Source organism: Serratia sp. EC4 (assembly GCF_059652115.1).
This window is the reverse complement of record NZ_JBNIDE010000001.1, coordinates 1,042,101-1,056,912: the sequence shown is the minus strand read 5'-3', so window position 1 is coordinate 1,056,912 and position 14,812 is coordinate 1,042,101. Positions and strand designations below refer to the sequence as shown.

Annotated in this window: 12 protein-coding genes; 10 read left to right on the top strand and 2 right to left on the bottom strand. The window is 57.3% G+C overall.

What is annotated here, in order from left to right; all coding sequences use genetic code 11:
- The first annotated feature begins 81 nt into the window (after positions 1 to 81).
- The 7 genes from ACP39K_RS04950 (at position 82) to araD (ending at position 7,770) form a co-directional block, all read left to right on the top strand.
- Complete coding sequence (locus tag ACP39K_RS04950) at positions 82 to 1,149, top strand: erythritol/L-threitol dehydrogenase (RefSeq protein ID WP_016927009.1); 1,068 nt, start codon at positions 82 to 84, stop codon at positions 1,147 to 1,149.
- A 135-nt stretch (positions 1,150 to 1,284) separates the two neighbouring features.
- On the top strand, positions 1,285 to 2,202 hold the full coding sequence (locus ACP39K_RS04945) for an ABC transporter substrate-binding protein (RefSeq protein WP_016927010.1): 918 nt from the start codon (positions 1,285 to 1,287) through the stop codon (positions 2,200 to 2,202).
- Positions 2,203 to 2,255: 53 nt separating this feature from the next.
- Positions 2,256 to 3,746 carry a sugar ABC transporter ATP-binding protein gene (locus ACP39K_RS04940; protein ID WP_497008332.1) on the top strand — a complete coding sequence of 497 codons (1,491 nt, stop codon included), beginning with the start codon at positions 2,256 to 2,258 and terminating at the stop codon, positions 3,744 to 3,746.
- Positions 3,743 to 4,732, top strand: coding sequence for an ABC transporter permease (locus tag ACP39K_RS04935; protein ID WP_079452223.1), 990 nt, complete (start codon positions 3,743 to 3,745; stop codon positions 4,730 to 4,732). The genes ACP39K_RS04940 and ACP39K_RS04935 overlap by 4 nt, the downstream gene beginning before the upstream one ends.
- Positions 4,733 to 4,740: 8 nt before the next feature.
- On the top strand, positions 4,741 to 6,228 hold the full coding sequence (locus ACP39K_RS04930) for an FGGY-family carbohydrate kinase (RefSeq protein WP_497008331.1): 1,488 nt from the start codon (positions 4,741 to 4,743) through the stop codon (positions 6,226 to 6,228).
- Positions 6,215 to 7,084 carry an L-ribulose-5-phosphate 3-epimerase gene (locus tag ACP39K_RS04925; protein ID WP_497008330.1) on the top strand — a complete coding sequence of 290 codons (870 nt, stop codon included), beginning with the start codon at positions 6,215 to 6,217 and terminating at the stop codon, positions 7,082 to 7,084. Before ACP39K_RS04930 ends, ACP39K_RS04925 begins: the two co-directional genes overlap by 14 nt.
- Positions 7,078 to 7,770 (top strand): L-ribulose-5-phosphate 4-epimerase, encoded by a 693-nt coding sequence (gene araD / locus ACP39K_RS04920; protein ID WP_074055871.1) that lies wholly within the window; start codon positions 7,078 to 7,080, stop codon positions 7,768 to 7,770. The genes ACP39K_RS04925 and araD overlap by 7 nt, the downstream gene beginning before the upstream one ends.
- 6 nt (positions 7,771 to 7,776) lie before the next feature.
- On the opposite strand, the gene ACP39K_RS04915 is transcribed toward araD, so the two are convergent.
- On the bottom strand, positions 7,777 to 8,781 hold the full coding sequence (locus tag ACP39K_RS04915; RefSeq protein ID WP_004935582.1) for a LacI family DNA-binding transcriptional regulator: 1,005 nt from the start codon (positions 8,779 to 8,781) through the stop codon (positions 7,777 to 7,779).
- 556 nt (positions 8,782 to 9,337) lie between these two features.
- On the opposite strand from ACP39K_RS04915, the gene ACP39K_RS04910 reads away from it, so the two are divergent.
- Complete coding sequence (locus ACP39K_RS04910; RefSeq protein ID WP_497008329.1) at positions 9,338 to 10,912, top strand: AAA family ATPase; 1,575 nt, start codon at positions 9,338 to 9,340, stop codon at positions 10,910 to 10,912.
- Complete coding sequence (locus ACP39K_RS04905) at positions 10,912 to 11,802, top strand: HNH endonuclease (RefSeq protein WP_164100255.1); 891 nt, start codon at positions 10,912 to 10,914, stop codon at positions 11,800 to 11,802. The genes ACP39K_RS04910 and ACP39K_RS04905 overlap by 1 nt, the downstream gene beginning before the upstream one ends.
- A 622-nt stretch (positions 11,803 to 12,424) precedes the next feature.
- Here the strand turns inward: ACP39K_RS04905 and ACP39K_RS04900 are convergent.
- Entirely contained in the window at positions 12,425 to 13,351 is a 927-nt protein-coding gene (locus tag ACP39K_RS04900; RefSeq protein WP_497008328.1) for a LysR family transcriptional regulator, read from the bottom strand.
- Between the two features lie 107 nt (positions 13,352 to 13,458).
- On the opposite strand from ACP39K_RS04900, the gene ACP39K_RS04895 reads away from it, so the two are divergent.
- Positions 13,459 to 14,766, top strand: a complete 1,308-nt coding sequence (locus ACP39K_RS04895; RefSeq protein ID WP_497008327.1) for a serine hydrolase domain-containing protein — start codon at positions 13,459 to 13,461, stop codon at positions 14,764 to 14,766.
- Positions 14,767 to 14,812 lie beyond the last annotated feature (46 nt).

The following is a 14,812-nucleotide window of genomic DNA, read 5'->3' as shown; positions in this document are numbered from 1 at the left end:
TTGCTCGTTTTTTGTTGAATAAAAATGACAACGTCAACATTTAGAATTTTCAAGCGTTTAACGAGTGTATTGGAGGAAGAGATGAGCCAGTTGCCGGAAAAAATGCGCGCGGTCGTTTGCCACGGCCCGCAGGACTACCGTTTCGAACAGGTGCCCACGCCGCTGCCGAAGGCGCGCGAGCTGGTGATCAAGGTGGAAGGCTGCGGCATCTGCGCCGGCGACTGCAAGTGCAAGAACGGCGCGCAGATGTTTTGGGGGGAGAACCCGTGGGTCAAACCGCCGGTGGTGCCGGGACATGAGTTCTACGGCCGCATCGCCGCGCTGGGCGAGGGCGCGGAAGGCAAATACCGGATCGGTGAGCGGGTGATCGCCGAGCAGATCGTGCCGTGCTGGGAGTGCCGTTACTGCAAATCCGGCAGTTACTGGATGTGTGAGACGCATAACATTTACGGCTTCCAGAAAGACGTGGCGGAGGGCGGCATGGCGGAATACATGCGCTTTTCTGAGAACGCCATCGTCCACAAGATCCCGGAAAGCCTGAGCCATGAAGACGCGGTGCTGATCGAACCGATGGCCTGCGCCATCCACACCGTGGCGCGCGGCGACATCCAACTGGACGACGTGGTGGTGTTGGCCGGCGCCGGGCCGCTCGGGCTGTGCATGGTGCAGGTGGCGCGCCTGAAGACGCCGAAGAAACTGATCGTGATCGACGCCATCGACGAGCGGCTGGCGCTGGCGAAGGAATTCGGCGCCGACGTAGTGATCAACCCGCTGAAGGAAGATGCCGACCAGATCGTCAAATCGCTGACCGGCGGCTACGGCTGTGACGTGTATATCGAGGCCACCGGCGCGCCGATCGGCGTCACCCAGGGGCTGCAGATGATCCGCAAGCTGGGCCGCTTCGTGGAGTTCAGCGTGTTCGGCAAGGAAACCACCGTCGATTGGTCCATCATCGGCGATCGCAAGGAGCTGGACATTCGCGGCGCGCACCTGGCGCCCTACAGCTATGAAATCGCTATCGATCTGTTCGAACGCGGGCTGGTGACTTCCAACGGCGTGGTCACCCACAGCTATTCATTGAACGACTGGGACGAAGCCTTCGCCCTGGCGGACTCGACCGACTCCATCAAGGTGATCCTGGTTCCCTGATTTTCCCGCCGTACCGCTGTTGCAGTCACGACCGCCGGCCCGTTCGCAATGGGGGGCCGGTTGGTCGGCCAAACGTAAAGACATGCTGTTGCTCTGATAACCACAACAAGAAGCTTCCCTACAGGAGAATTGGCTATGTTTTCATTATTCAAAAAGACCCTGCCTTTTATCGTCGCCGGTGGAATGTTGGCGGCCAGCCAAGTGGCGCTGGCCAAGCAAATCACTATCGGTATGTCGTTCCAGGAAATGAACAACGACTACTTCGTCACCATGAAGCAGGCGCTGGATCAGGCGGCGGCGGATATCGGCGCCAAGGTGTACGTGGCCGATGCGCGCCATGACGTCGCCAAACAGATCGGCGACGTGGAAGACATGCTGCAGAAGAAGGTGGATATCCTGCTGATCAACCCGACCGATTCGGTGGGGGTGCAGTCGGCGGTGATCTCCGCCCATAAGGCCGGCGCGGTGGTGGTAGCGATCGACGCGCAGGCGGAAGGGCCGCTGGACTCGTTCGTCGGATCGGAAAACTACGACGCCGGCTTCCAGGCGGGCGAATACCTGGCGAAAGCGCTGGGCGGCAAAGGCAAGGTGGCGATCCTCGACGGCATCCCGGTGGTGCCGATCCTGGAGCGTGTGCGCGGCTTTGAAGCGGCGATGAAAAAATACCCCGACATCAAGATCGTCACCAAGCAAAACGGCAAGCAGGAACGCGACACCGCGCTGACCGTGACCGAAAACATGCTGCAGTCGGCGCCGGATCTGGCGGGCATCTTCAGCGTCAACGACGTCGGCGCGCTCGGCGCCCTGGCGGCGATCGAAAGCAACGGCGCCAAGGTCAAGCTGGTGAGCGTCGACGGCCAGCCGGAAGCCATCAAAGAGATCCTCAAGCCGAATTCGCCGTTTATCGCCACCTCGGCGCAGTTCCCGCGCGACCAGCTGCGCATCGCGCTCGGCATTGCGCTGGCCCGCTACTGGGGCGCCACGGTGCCGAAAACCGTGCCGGTCAAAGTGAAGCTGATCGACCGCAGCAATGCGGCCGGCTTTAGCTGGTAACAGCGGCCGGTTCGCCCCGCTGCGGCGGGGCGTTCGGCGCGGAGGGCAATGCGGTGACACCTTTACTGGAACTGAAGCGAATCAAGAAAAGCTTTCCCGGCGTGAAGGCGCTGGACGGCATCGATCTGGCCATTCAACGCGGCGAGGTGCACGCCCTGCTGGGCGAAAACGGCGCCGGCAAATCGACGCTGGTGAAAATCATGTGCGGCATCTATCAGCCGGACGAGGGCGATATTTTTATCGACGGCGAGCAGCGCCGCTTTAACAACTATCGCCAGGCGATCGAGGCCGGGGTCGGCATTATTTTTCAGGAATTCTCGTTGATTCCCTACATGAGCGCCATCGACAACATCTTCCTCAACCGGGAGATCAGGAACCGCTGGGGCCTGCTGGATCGGCGGGCGATGCGGCGCAAGGCCGAGGCGATCTTCAAGCGGCTGACGGTGGCTATCGATCTCGATTGCCCGGTGGAGCAGCTGAGCGTGGCGCAGCAGCAGTTCGTTGAAATTGCCAAGGCGCTGTCGCTGGAGGCGCGGGTGCTGGTGCTGGATGAACCGACCGCCACGCTGACGCCGGGCGAGGCCGAGCACCTGTTCAGCGTGATGAACGATCTGCGGATGCTGGGCGTCGGCATGGTGTTTATCTCGCACCACCTGGACGAGATCTTCACCATCTGCGATCGCATCACCGTACTGCGCGACGGCGCCTACATCGAAACGCTGGCCACCGGCGACACCAACGTGGAAGAGCTGGTGCGGCTGATGGTCGGGCGCAAAATCGAGAACGCCTTCCCGGCGAAACAGCACCCGGTCGATACCGCGACGGTGCTGCTGGAGGCGGAGATCCAGCGCGAGAAGCACGGCGCGACCGACCGCTTCCACCTGCACAAGGGCGAGATCCTCGGCTTCGCCGGGCTGGTGGGTTCCGGGCGCACCGAGACCGTCTCGGCGCTGATCGGCGCCAGCCGCTGCCACCGCAAACGCGTCAGCCTCGGCGGCCAACCGGCGGCGCTGCGCTCCCCGGCGCAGGCGCTGGCGCAGGGCATCGGCCTGCTGCCGGAGAGCCGCAAAACCGAGGGCCTGGTGCTGCCGTTCTCGGTGGCGCAGAACATCACCCTCAACCGGCACCACCGGCGCGGCAAGATCTTCGTCAGCGCCCGCAAGGATCGCGACGTGGTGCAGCGGCTGATCCGCGCCGTGGGGGTGAAAACCCCGGACGCCGAGACCGCCGTCAACACCCTGAGCGGCGGCAACCAGCAGAAGGTGGTGATCGTCCGCTGGCTCAACAACGACTGCAACATCCTGATCTTCGACGAGCCGACGCGCGGCATCGACGTGGGCGCCAAGGCCGAGATCTACCAGCTGATGCAGCAACTGACCCAGCAGGGCATCTCCATCATCATGATTTCTTCCGAACTGCCGGAGATCATCGGCGTGTGCGACCGCGTGCTGGTGTTTCGCGGCGGCCACATCGTCGCCGAGCTGACCGGCGACGACATCGAATCCAACCACATCATGCTTCATGCGACCGGGAGTGCCTTATGATCGGAATTGAACAACCCGCCGTGGCGCGCCGCGCCGCAGGCCCCAGCCTCGGCAAGCGCTGGGAAAAACTGCTGCATCACCCGGCGGTCTTGCCGTTTATCGGCTTTGTGATCCTGTTCGTGCTGATGAGCCTGTTGAACGACAGCTTCCTCAGCGTCAACAACCTGACCAACGTGGCGCGCCAGGTGTCGATCAACGCCATCATCGCGGTGGGCATGACCTGCGCCATCCTGACCGGCGGCATCGATCTCTCGGTGGGGCCGGTGATGGCGCTGGCCGGTTCGGTCGCCGCCGGGCTGATGCTGGCGGCGGTGCCCATTCCGCTGGCGATGGTGGCGGCGCTGGCGCTCGGCGCGCTGTTCGGCCTGGCCAACGGCGCCTGCATCGCCTACCTGCGCATGCCGCCGATCATCGTCACCCTGGCGTCGATGGGCATCGCCCGCGGCCTGGCGCTGCTCTATACCGGCGGTTACCCGATCTCCGGCCTGCCCGACGTCTTCTCCTTCTTCGGCCGCGGCACGCTGCTGGGCATTCAGGTGCCGATCCTGATCATGCTCGGCGTGTACGTGCTGGCCTGGCTGATGCTCAATCAGCTGCCGTTCGGCCGCTACGTCTACGCGATGGGCGGCAACGAAGAGGCGGCGCGCCTGAGCGGCATCCGTGTGCCGCGTTACAAGATGCTGGTGTACGTGATCAGCGGCCTGACCGCCGCGCTGGCCGGGCTGGTGCTGACCTCGCGCCTGATGAGCGGGCAGCCCAACGCCGGCGAAGGCTTCGAGCTGGACGCCATCGCCGCGGTGGTGCTGGGCGGGGCGGCGATCTCCGGCGGGCGCGGCGCCATCGTCGGCACGCTGGTGGGGGCGATGATGCTCGGGGTACTCAACAACGGCCTCAATCTGATGAACGTATCGCCGTATATCCAGAATGTGGTGAAGGGCGGCATCATCCTGGCCGCCATCTACCTCAGCTCCGTGCGGCGCAAATAGGAGGCGCGATGTCAGTCTTTCTTGGCATAGACGTCGGCGGCACGGTGATCAAGGCCGGGCTGTACCGGGCCGATGGCGAAGAACTGGCGATCGCCGAGCGCGACGGCGCGGCGATCGCCGCTCAGCCGGGCTTCAGCGAACGCAATATGGACGCGCTGTGGGATGACGTTTGCGCGGCGATCCGCCAGACGCTGCACGCGGCGGGGCTGGAGGCCGGGCAGGTGCGCGGCGTCAGCTTCTCGGCGCACGGCAAAGGGCTGTACGCCATCGACCGCCACGGCAAACCGGTCGGCAACGGCATCCTCTCTTCGGACAACCGCGCGGCGGCCACGGCGGCTGAGCTGCGCCGCGCCGGCGTGGACGCGCAGACCTACCCGCGCAGCCTGCAGCCGCTGTGGCCCAGCCACCCGGCGCTGCTGCTGCGCTGGCTGAAGCAGCGGCAGCCGGCGCAGTACGCCGCCGTCGATCGCATCCTGATGGCGCACGACTACCTGCGCTTTCGCCTCACCGGCGAGGCGGCGGCCGAGGTGACCAACATCTCCGGCAGCAACCTGTTTAACCAGCGCAGCGGCGCTTACGATCCGGCGCTGATGGCGGCCTTCGGCCTCGAAGAGGCGCAGGAGAAGACCGCGCCGGTGATCGGCTCGGCGCAGCTGGCCGGGCGGGTGACGGCCGCTGCGGCGGCGCAGTGCGGCCTGCGAACGGGCACCGCGGTATACGGCGGCCTGTTCGACGTGGTGGGCGCGGCGCTCAGCTCCGGCGTGGCCGACGATCGCACGCTCAGCGCGGTGGCGGGCACCTGGTCGATCGCCACCTGCGTGACCGAGCGCATCATTCCCGCCGATTACCCCTATGCCTGGGGGCGCTACTGTATCGACGGCCGCTATTTCGCGCACGAAGGCAGCCCGACCTCGGCCGGCAACCTGGCCTGGTTCCTGCGCCAGTTCTGCGCCGACGACCGGCAGCGCTACGCCCAGTTCAACGATTGGGTGGCCGAGCGCCGCGAGCAGCCGAGCGGGCTGCTGTTCCTGCCGTATCTGTACGGCTCCAACCTCGGAGGCAACACACCGGGCGGGCTGATCGGCCTGAGCGCCCACCACGAGATGGCGGACGTGGTGCAGGCGATCTACCAGGGCATCGTGTTCTCGCACCTGATCCATCAGGAGCGCATGGTGCAGTTGAACCCGCGCATCGAACGGGTGCGCATGACCGGCGGGCCGACGCAGTCTGAGGTCTGGATGCAGATGTACGCCGACGCCGGCAACCTGCCGCTTGAGGTGGTGGAAACCCGCCAAAGCGGCTGCCGTGCCGCCGCCCTGTGCGCCGCCGTCGGCGCCGGGGAGTATGCCGGGTTCGCCGAAGCGATCGCCGCCGCGCCGCCAAAATTGCGCTGTTATTATCCCGCGACCGCCGCCCACCGGCGCCTGCGCGCCCAGCAGGCGCGCTATCTGGCGGTCGCCCAGGCTTTGAGTGAGGTGACTGATGCAAACGACTAACGCCGCCTGTCTGGGGCTGTATGAAAAGGCGCTGCCCGCCGATCTGAGCTGGCCGCAGCGGCTGGCCACCGCCGCCGAGCTGGGCTTTGAATTTGTGGAGATGTCTATAGACGAACAGCCGGCGCGCCAACAGCGGCTGGACTGGGATCGCCGCCAGCGGCTAGCGTTTATCCAGGCGCGGCTCGACAGCGGGGTGACGGTGCCGAGCCTGTGCCTGTCGGCGCACCGGCGCGATCCGTTTGGCAGCCATGACGCCGCCACCCGCGAACGGGCGCGGGTGCTGATGAGCAAGGCGCTGGAACTGGCAACGGATCTTGGCATCCGCAACATCCAGCTGGCGGGCTACGACGTCTATTATGAACCCGCCGATCGCCACAGCCGCGAGCGCTTTATCGAGGGCATGCAGTGGGCGGCGGCGCAGGCCGCCAGGGCGCAGGTGATGCTGTCGGTGGAGGTGATGGACACGCCGTTCATCAACAGCATCAGCAAATGGCGCGACATCGCCCGCCACGTCAACAGCCCGTGGTTCACGGTGTATCCCGATCTCGGCAACCTTAGCGCCTGGGGCAACGACGTCGCCGCCGAGCTGGCGCTGGGCATCGGCAGCATCACCGCCATACACCTCAAAGACACCGTGGCGGTGGGGCCGGGCAGCGCCGGGCAGTTCCGCGACGTGCCGTTCGGCGAAGGCTGCGTGGATTTCGCCCACGCCTTTTCCGTGCTCAACGCGCTCGGCTATCGCGGCCCCTACCTGCTGGAGATGTGGGCGCGCGAAGACGGGCAGGATAAGCAACGCATCGCCCAGGCCAAGGCCTGGCTCGAACAACAAATGAATGATGGAGGCATCGCATGCTGAACGAACTCAAGCGGCAGGTGCTGGCCGCCAACCTCAGCCTGCCGGCATACGGGCTGGTGACCTTTACCTGGGGCAACGTCTCGGCGATCGACCGCCAGAGCGGGCTGGTGGTGATCAAGCCTTCGGGCATCGCCTACGAGGCGATGACGTTGGAGGATCTGGTGGTGGTGGATCTGGAGGGCCAGGTGCGCGAAGGGCACCGCAAGCCCTCATCCGACACAGCCACCCACCTGGCGCTGTACCGCGCCTTCGCCGACATCGGCGGCGTGGTGCACACCCACAGCCGCAACGCCACCATCTGGGCGCAGGCCGGGCAGCCGATCCCGGCGCTGGGCACCACTCACGCCGACTACTTTTACGGCGACATTCCCTGTACCCGGCCCATGAGCGAGGCGGAGATCGCCGGGGATTACGAGGGGGAAACCGGCAAGGTGATTATTGAGACCTTCAGTCAGGCGGGGCGCGATCCGCAGCAGGTGCCGGGGGTGCTGGTTTACTCCCACGGCCCGTTCGCCTGGGGCAAGGACGCGGCGGATGCGGTGCACAATGCGGTGGTGCTGGAAGAGGTGGCGATCATGGCGATGGCGACGCGCCAGCTGGCGCCGGCCATCGCCCCGATGCAGCCGGAGCTATTGGACAAACATTTCCTGCGCAAGCACGGCAAACACGCCTACTACGGGCAATAGCGCCCGTCAGCGATTCAACAGCGAGCCGGTGAAGAACTCTCTGCGCACCGGCAACTCGCCGCGTGGGCTGTTAATGGCGCTGAACAGCAGCTCCGCGGCGATCTCCCCCAGTTTCTGCGTATCGTGATACACCCCCGGAATGTGCAGGCCGTAAGCGCCGGCGCGCGGCGGCTCGTCTATCGAGAAGAACTTCACCTGCTGATAGAGCCCCATCTCGTGGCAGATGGCGATGGCGCCCAGTGTGATGATGCCGTTCAGGCCGATGATGTAATCCGGGCGGTTCTCCGGCTGCGCCAGATAGGCGCGCACTTCGCTCTCTTGCGAGGTGAAATCATAGTCGCCGTTGATGATATGAATCTCACGGCCGCTGCCCTGCAGCGCCGCGACGATGCCGGCAGTGCGCGTTAAGGTGATCTCCGAATCCGCCGGGCCGCCGATAATCAAAAGCTTCTGCTCCGGCTGCTCCGCCAGATAACGCCCGGCCAGCACGCCGATCTCGCGGTTATCGAGGAACACGCCGCTCAGCTGCTGATCGTAGAGATCGCGGTCGATCAGGATCAGCGGCACGCCGTACACCTCGGCCAGCTCAAGATAGGCGGGGCGGTAGCGCTTGTCGTCGCGCACCGCCGACAGCAGAATGCCGCGCGCCTTGTAGCCGAACAGCGCCTGGATGGCGCGCATTTCCGCCTCTTCGCTGCCGTCGGTGTCGAACAGCATGATCTGGTAGCCCTGCTGACGCGCAATGCGCGACACGGTCTTGATCAGGCCGGAATAGAACGGGTTGTACATGCTGCTGGTAACGATGCCGATAATCTGGCTGCTGCTGCTTTTCAGCCCCTGCGCGAAGGCGTTGGGCACATAGTTCAGCTCTTTGGCGATGGCGTGAATGCGCTCACGGGTTTCCGGCTTGACCAGCTCGGGCTTATTGAAGGCGCGGGAAACGGTGATATTGGTCACCCTGGCGCGGCGGGCGATATCCACGATAGTGGCATTGGGATTGGCTTTCGACACCGTCTTTCCTTGCGTTATGCCTCAACAGATCCCTTATTGTAGGGAAAGGGCGGGGGCGGTGCTAGGGGGGAGTTGGGGGGAATAAAAAAATCCAAGGTGATTAATAATAAAATTAATTAATTTTTTATAATTTAGTGTGATATGTATTTTGTAGAAGTGGCGTTCGGTAAGGTATGGTCCACAGGAATTAGTTAATCATTAGTCAATTGAAATACGGATGAGTTGATAGAGCAATTACGTGTTTGTATTTTTGGATTGGTATAGTGTATGCAGATTACTTAGTGGTAGACACTTAAATAGCTAGTTTTTCTGCTGTTCGGCTAACTAGAGATGCGCAACTAAGTACTGTGCCATCTGAGGGGATGTTATAGGCCTCGAAAGCGCAACAAACTCTTCCATGCATTCTATTATGTATCTGGGGAAGAAAAACTAGTGCTACTTACGTCCGTACTCTACCAAAAACAACATAGGCAAGTTGAACGAAATAGAATCAGCTTGCTAGAATGTTTGATTTAAAATATAATTCTTAAAACTATATATTATAATTGGTTAAAAAATGCTGAAATTCATAGTTGCAGACAGGAGTGTATATACCCCTTCATCTGGGGTAAATTCAGGATTCCTTCGCGCAGATAAGTGGAATGACTTTTCATTTGTCACAATGTTCCATTTAACTGTGTTTGATGAGAACGGAGTGAAGCACGAAATCGGCAACGTTAAAATAGGTTTTAAAGGTCAGACTGAGGATGTGTCCACATTTTCCACCTTGAATAAAAAATTCACCGTCCTTTCTAAGGATTATTTTTCTTTAGGGGATGGTTTAGAATACTATCAAAATATAAGCAAACTAAGTGATAGTCTAAAACAGGATGTACTTACATCATTGAATGATTTGGTACATGGTCCTGATAGATTAAATGAAATAGAGAATGAGGTTGTCCTGAATAAATCATTATTCAGAGGGGTGACTCTTTCTGAGATTCATGGCCAATTTAATAGGGTTTTAAATGGGTTGAGTGAGTTGTCAGATTTTTATTTTTCCTTCAATCGTGTGGGTTTAAAAGGATATAGCGATCTAGAATTACCTTTTGAAGTTGAGGTTGATTCGATGCCTAGCACAAATATTCATGCTTGTATCGGCCGAAATGGATGCGGTAAAACTACGATATTGAATGGAATGATTGAAGCCATCACTGACCCAAGTAATGATGTTTATTATTTTACAGACAGACAAGGATTCAGTAAATCAAGAATACCTAAAGGTTATTTTCGCTCACTTATTTCAGTATCTTTCAGTGCTTTTGATCCTTTCTCACCTCCTCAAGAGCAACCTGACCCCGCAAAAGGAACACAATACTTTTATATTGGATTAAAAAACTCAGAGAATCAGAGTTTAAAATCGCTTGATGATCTACGCATTGAGTTTGTTACAGCCCTGATTGGTTGTCTAAGAACTGATAAGAAAAAAGTACTCTGGATTAAGGCTATTGAGAAGTTAGGCAGTGATAAAAATTTTTCTGATATGGAGCTGAGCGCACTAATTGATAGATACGAAATGCTAAGGGGTAAACAAAAAGACATTCAGGTGGATAATAAATCATTCAGGGATTTGTTCTATGCCAGTATTAAGAAATATCTATCCAGAATGAGCTCAGGGCATGCCATTGTTTTATTCACTATAACTAGATTGGTTGATACTGTTGGGGAAAAATCTCTTGTATTGCTTGATGAGCCTGAAGTGCATTTGCACCCTCCTCTACTGTCAGTTTTTTTGCGTGCTTTGAGTGATTTACTGGATGTGCGAAACGGAGTGGCGATAATTGCAACACACTCTCCTGTTGTCCTGCAGGAAATTCCAAAGTCTTGTGTATGGAAAGTATTGCGCTCTAGAGATGCCCTTAGGGTAATTCGTCCAGATATAGAAACATTTGGTGAAAATTTAGGAGTGCTAACAAGAGAGGTATTTTCACTAGAGGTGGCTAGCTCAGGGTATCATGATTTATTACGGGACTCTGTGGCATCGGGTAAATCATACAAGAGTATTTTAAATGAATATAGTAATCATATTGGTTTGGAAGGTAGAGCAGTATTGAAAGCAATGGTATTGAGCAGGGATGCAGGTAAAGAGTAATGAAAAAAATATCTCTTCCGACTAAAACTTTTGACGAAATGCTTGAGAAGTGTGCAGATGGGATGAACCAGCGAAGGGTTCGAGACAATTTTCTTTCTCACATCCAGACCTTTCTAGATATGGAGCAGCAATATAAGACGCTAAGTTCGAGAGGAAATTTATTCTTATACCCTAGAACCCAAAATCTCACCGATACTACACCAGTTATAGGTAATTTAACTAGGGCAAAATTGGATAATCTCTATGAAAATAATTTGCGTAACAAAAAAAAGCCAGCTAGGGATTTCTATGATGAATTAATGGTCTCATCTGGAGAAAAATGCCCATTCTGTGGCGATATTGGTCAGACAAAAAATCTTGATCATTTTCTTCCAAAGGCACATTTTCCTGAGCTTTCTGTTATGCCTCTCAATCTGGTGCCATCCTGCCGAGATTGTAACATGGGGGAAAAAGGAGCTAGTTTTGCGATAATAGAAATAGAGCAGACTATCCATCCGTATATTGATAAAGCTATTTTTTTTCAGGAGCAATGGGTCTTTGCAAACTACATTGATGAGGATACAGGCGCTCTGGAGTATTATGTTAAGTGTCCGATTGAATGGCGACAAGAGGATAAAGATAGGGCAAGTAATCATTTTAATAATTTGAATATTGCACACAGGTATAGCCTCGAGGCTGGCAAGCATCTCAGTGAAGTCATTGATCAAAAGAATGCTTTCAAAACAATGATCCGCAATCTTATTCCAGACATATCATCAGAAATGATAATAAGAGGATTTGTCGATGCTACCCTTCAGCCAGTAATTAATTCACATCAGTTCAATAACCACTGGAAAAGAGTTATGTATAATTGCCTGAAAAATTCTGATGAGTTCTTCAGTGATATCTGATAAAAAAGAGTGCGCTTAAATCATAAGTGTTACTCTTTCAAAGAGTAGTTTTTATTTTAAAAACTAGCAGGGCTAGGGATGGCTTCGTAAATTTTTTAAAAATTGACTTAAGGAACCGTAGCATAGAATACTTAGATTGCTGTCAGTGTATATTGAGTAAAGGGGCGTGAAATGAGTCTCTAAGGAGGACCTTTAAATTACATAAATGTTTGTATTTTTTATCGATTGCCCATCAAGTTCTCTTATCTGAAAACTTAATTTTATCGCCTGATTTATTTACAGGTTTGCTTATTGGTTAGAGCAGGGGTATTAGCATTATAGATAAAGAGAACTAACTGCGCCCTGTGGTCCATTAACCTGATTTCCTCAGTGACTTAAACGTTCCATATTGCTTTTATGGTAACTTTACGCTCAATAATGAACAGGGGCTCGTGAATCACTGACGTAAAAATGGTGTTATAATATTTTTATATTTTCCCCCTGATATTGCTAGGCACCATATCTCCTTGAATCAAAGCAATAAACTTGTACTGGAATTAGTTAAGTGTTCTATAAATACCTACCTAAGATAACACTGTCAAACTACCCACTATCTTTCCCTAATCCTAAAAGACCCAGCTACCTAACACCGTTTTCTAGCAAAACTAGTCCCATCTTCACCCCCAATCCCCCGCCACAACCCCGGCAACAACCCCAGCGTCTCATCAATCAGCGCCCGTCGGTCATTACCCGGTTTCCAGATGGTCACCATGGTTTGGCTGATACCCTGGCTGCCCACTTCGGTGCGCAGCGTGTTGACGCTTTTCCACTGTTCGGCATGCATATGCGTCGGCAAGAATCCCCAGCCGCAGCCTTGTTCAAGCAGGGCGCGCAGCATTTCCAGCTCGTTGGTAAATATGGTATGCCCTGAAATTTGCAGGCGGCGCGCCACCGGCTCGTCAGAATCCGGGTGCATGATCACCTGCGGTGTTAGCGAAAGTTCCAGCAGCGAAAGCGGCTGTTCCGCGTTGGGGAAAAGCGTTTCGGCGGCGTAAAAATCCATCTCTATCGCCCCTAAGGCGCGCCACTCCATGGCGTCGCCCACGCTGCGGTGGCGCGCCTGACAGATCCCCAGATCGGCCTGGCCGTTTGCCAGCAGCCTTTCCGTTTCGTCGCGTGAGGCGTTAATCAGGCTCAGCCGCGTGTTGCGTTGGGCCATGGCGGCAATCAGCGCTTGCAACAGCGCGCGGGGTGTAAAGGGATCGTAGACCAGCGAGATTTCCTGCGCCGCGCTCTTCGGCACGTCTTTGGCAAACGCCTCAAACGCTTTCACCTGGCGCATCAGCAGGTGCGCCTGGCGCTGCAGCTGTTCGCCTTCCGGCGTCAGGTGCAGGCTGCGCCCCTCGCGCAGAAACAGCGCATAGCCCAAGCCATCCTCGAGAAAATCAATCAAATCGCGCAGCGTCGTGCGGTCTTTGCCCTGCTTGAGCGCGGCTTTCGCCAGGCTGCCGTGCTCGGCGACGGCGGTGAAGGCTTCCAGTTGGGCAAAGGAATAAATCAGGCTCGGCACGCGGTTCTCCCGTCGATTTTTCGGGGGATTTTCCCCCATCAGGCGTTTTTTATTATAGGCCGCGTTTTTTTAAGCTGAACGCCTTCCTGAGCTAAGCGAGAAAAAATATGAAAAGCAAAGTGTTTAACCGCAGCCTGCTGGCGGGCGTTGTCATCAGTCTCTGTAGCGGCCTGTTGGCGCCCGCCGCGCTGGCCGTCTGTGCGGGCACCGAACTCAGCGCCTGTCCGGCGCCTTTCGATGCGCAATTGCCGGACACGCACAAGATGCTCACCTGGAGCCAGAGTGACCGGGTGGTCGGTTTTCGTAACGACTACCGCAATTATGCCGGGGATGTGTTTCATCACGGTAACGCTGCGCCGCTGCTTACTGCCGCTAAACAGCTAACGGACGCCAGTTATCGGGTGAATGGCAAAACCTACCACCTGCAGGACTATCTGCAGCGCCAGAACGTCAGCGGCATGCTGGTGCTGAAAGACGGCAAAATCGCCTGGAAATATCTGGGGGAGGGCAATACCGACGCCACGCTGTGGACGTCGCGCTCGGTGGGCAAATCCGTGGTCGCCACGCTGGTGGGCGTGGCGATTAAACAGGGCAAAATCCGCTCGCTCGACGATCTCATCACGCAATACGAACCCGATCTGAAAGGCACCGCGTGGGACGGCGTGACCCTCAGGCAGCTGATCACCCACACCTCCGGCGTGGCGTGGAATGAGGATTACACCAACCCGAAATCGGACTTCGCGCAGCTGACCGAGTGTGAAGCCAGGCCCGGCACCTACGCCTGCGTGCGCAAGCTGGTGGCCGGCTTGCAGCGTGCGCACCCTGCCGGGCAGAACTGGTCTTACTCCTCCGGCGGCGCGTGGCTGCTGGGCAACGTGCTGGAGCGCGCCACCGGCATGCCGCTGGCGGCCTATCTGCAGCAAAGCATCTGGCAGCCGTACGGCATGGCGAGCGACGGCGTGTGGCATGCCTACGCCAAAGGCCAGCACGACGTGGGCGCGCACGGCTTTAACGCCACGCTGGAAGACTGGGGGCGCTTCGGCGAGTTCATTCTGCATAATGGGACGTTGCCGAACGGCAAACAGATCTTGCCGGAAGATTGGGTAGCCCAGTCGTCCAATTGGACTCAGGCGGTGGGCTCGGTGTCGGCGGCGCATCCCAACGGCATTTACGGATTCCAATGGTGGAACAACGAAGTGCCGGTGAATGCGACCAACGTTGAGCCTGTTCCGCAGGCCTCCCTCAAGCATTCCCTGTGGGCGCTGGGGATCTTCGGCCAGATGATTATGGTCAATCAGGCGGAGAATCTGGTGATCGTCCAGTGGTCCACCTGGCCGCAGGCGGAGCCTTCTTTCAGCGCGCAACCGCTGGAGGCGTCGCTGATGTTTAGCGCGATAGCGAAGGAACTGCGTTAAGCCCGCGGAGCGAGCAGGGGCTGGATGGCGGTTGTCATTCAGCCCC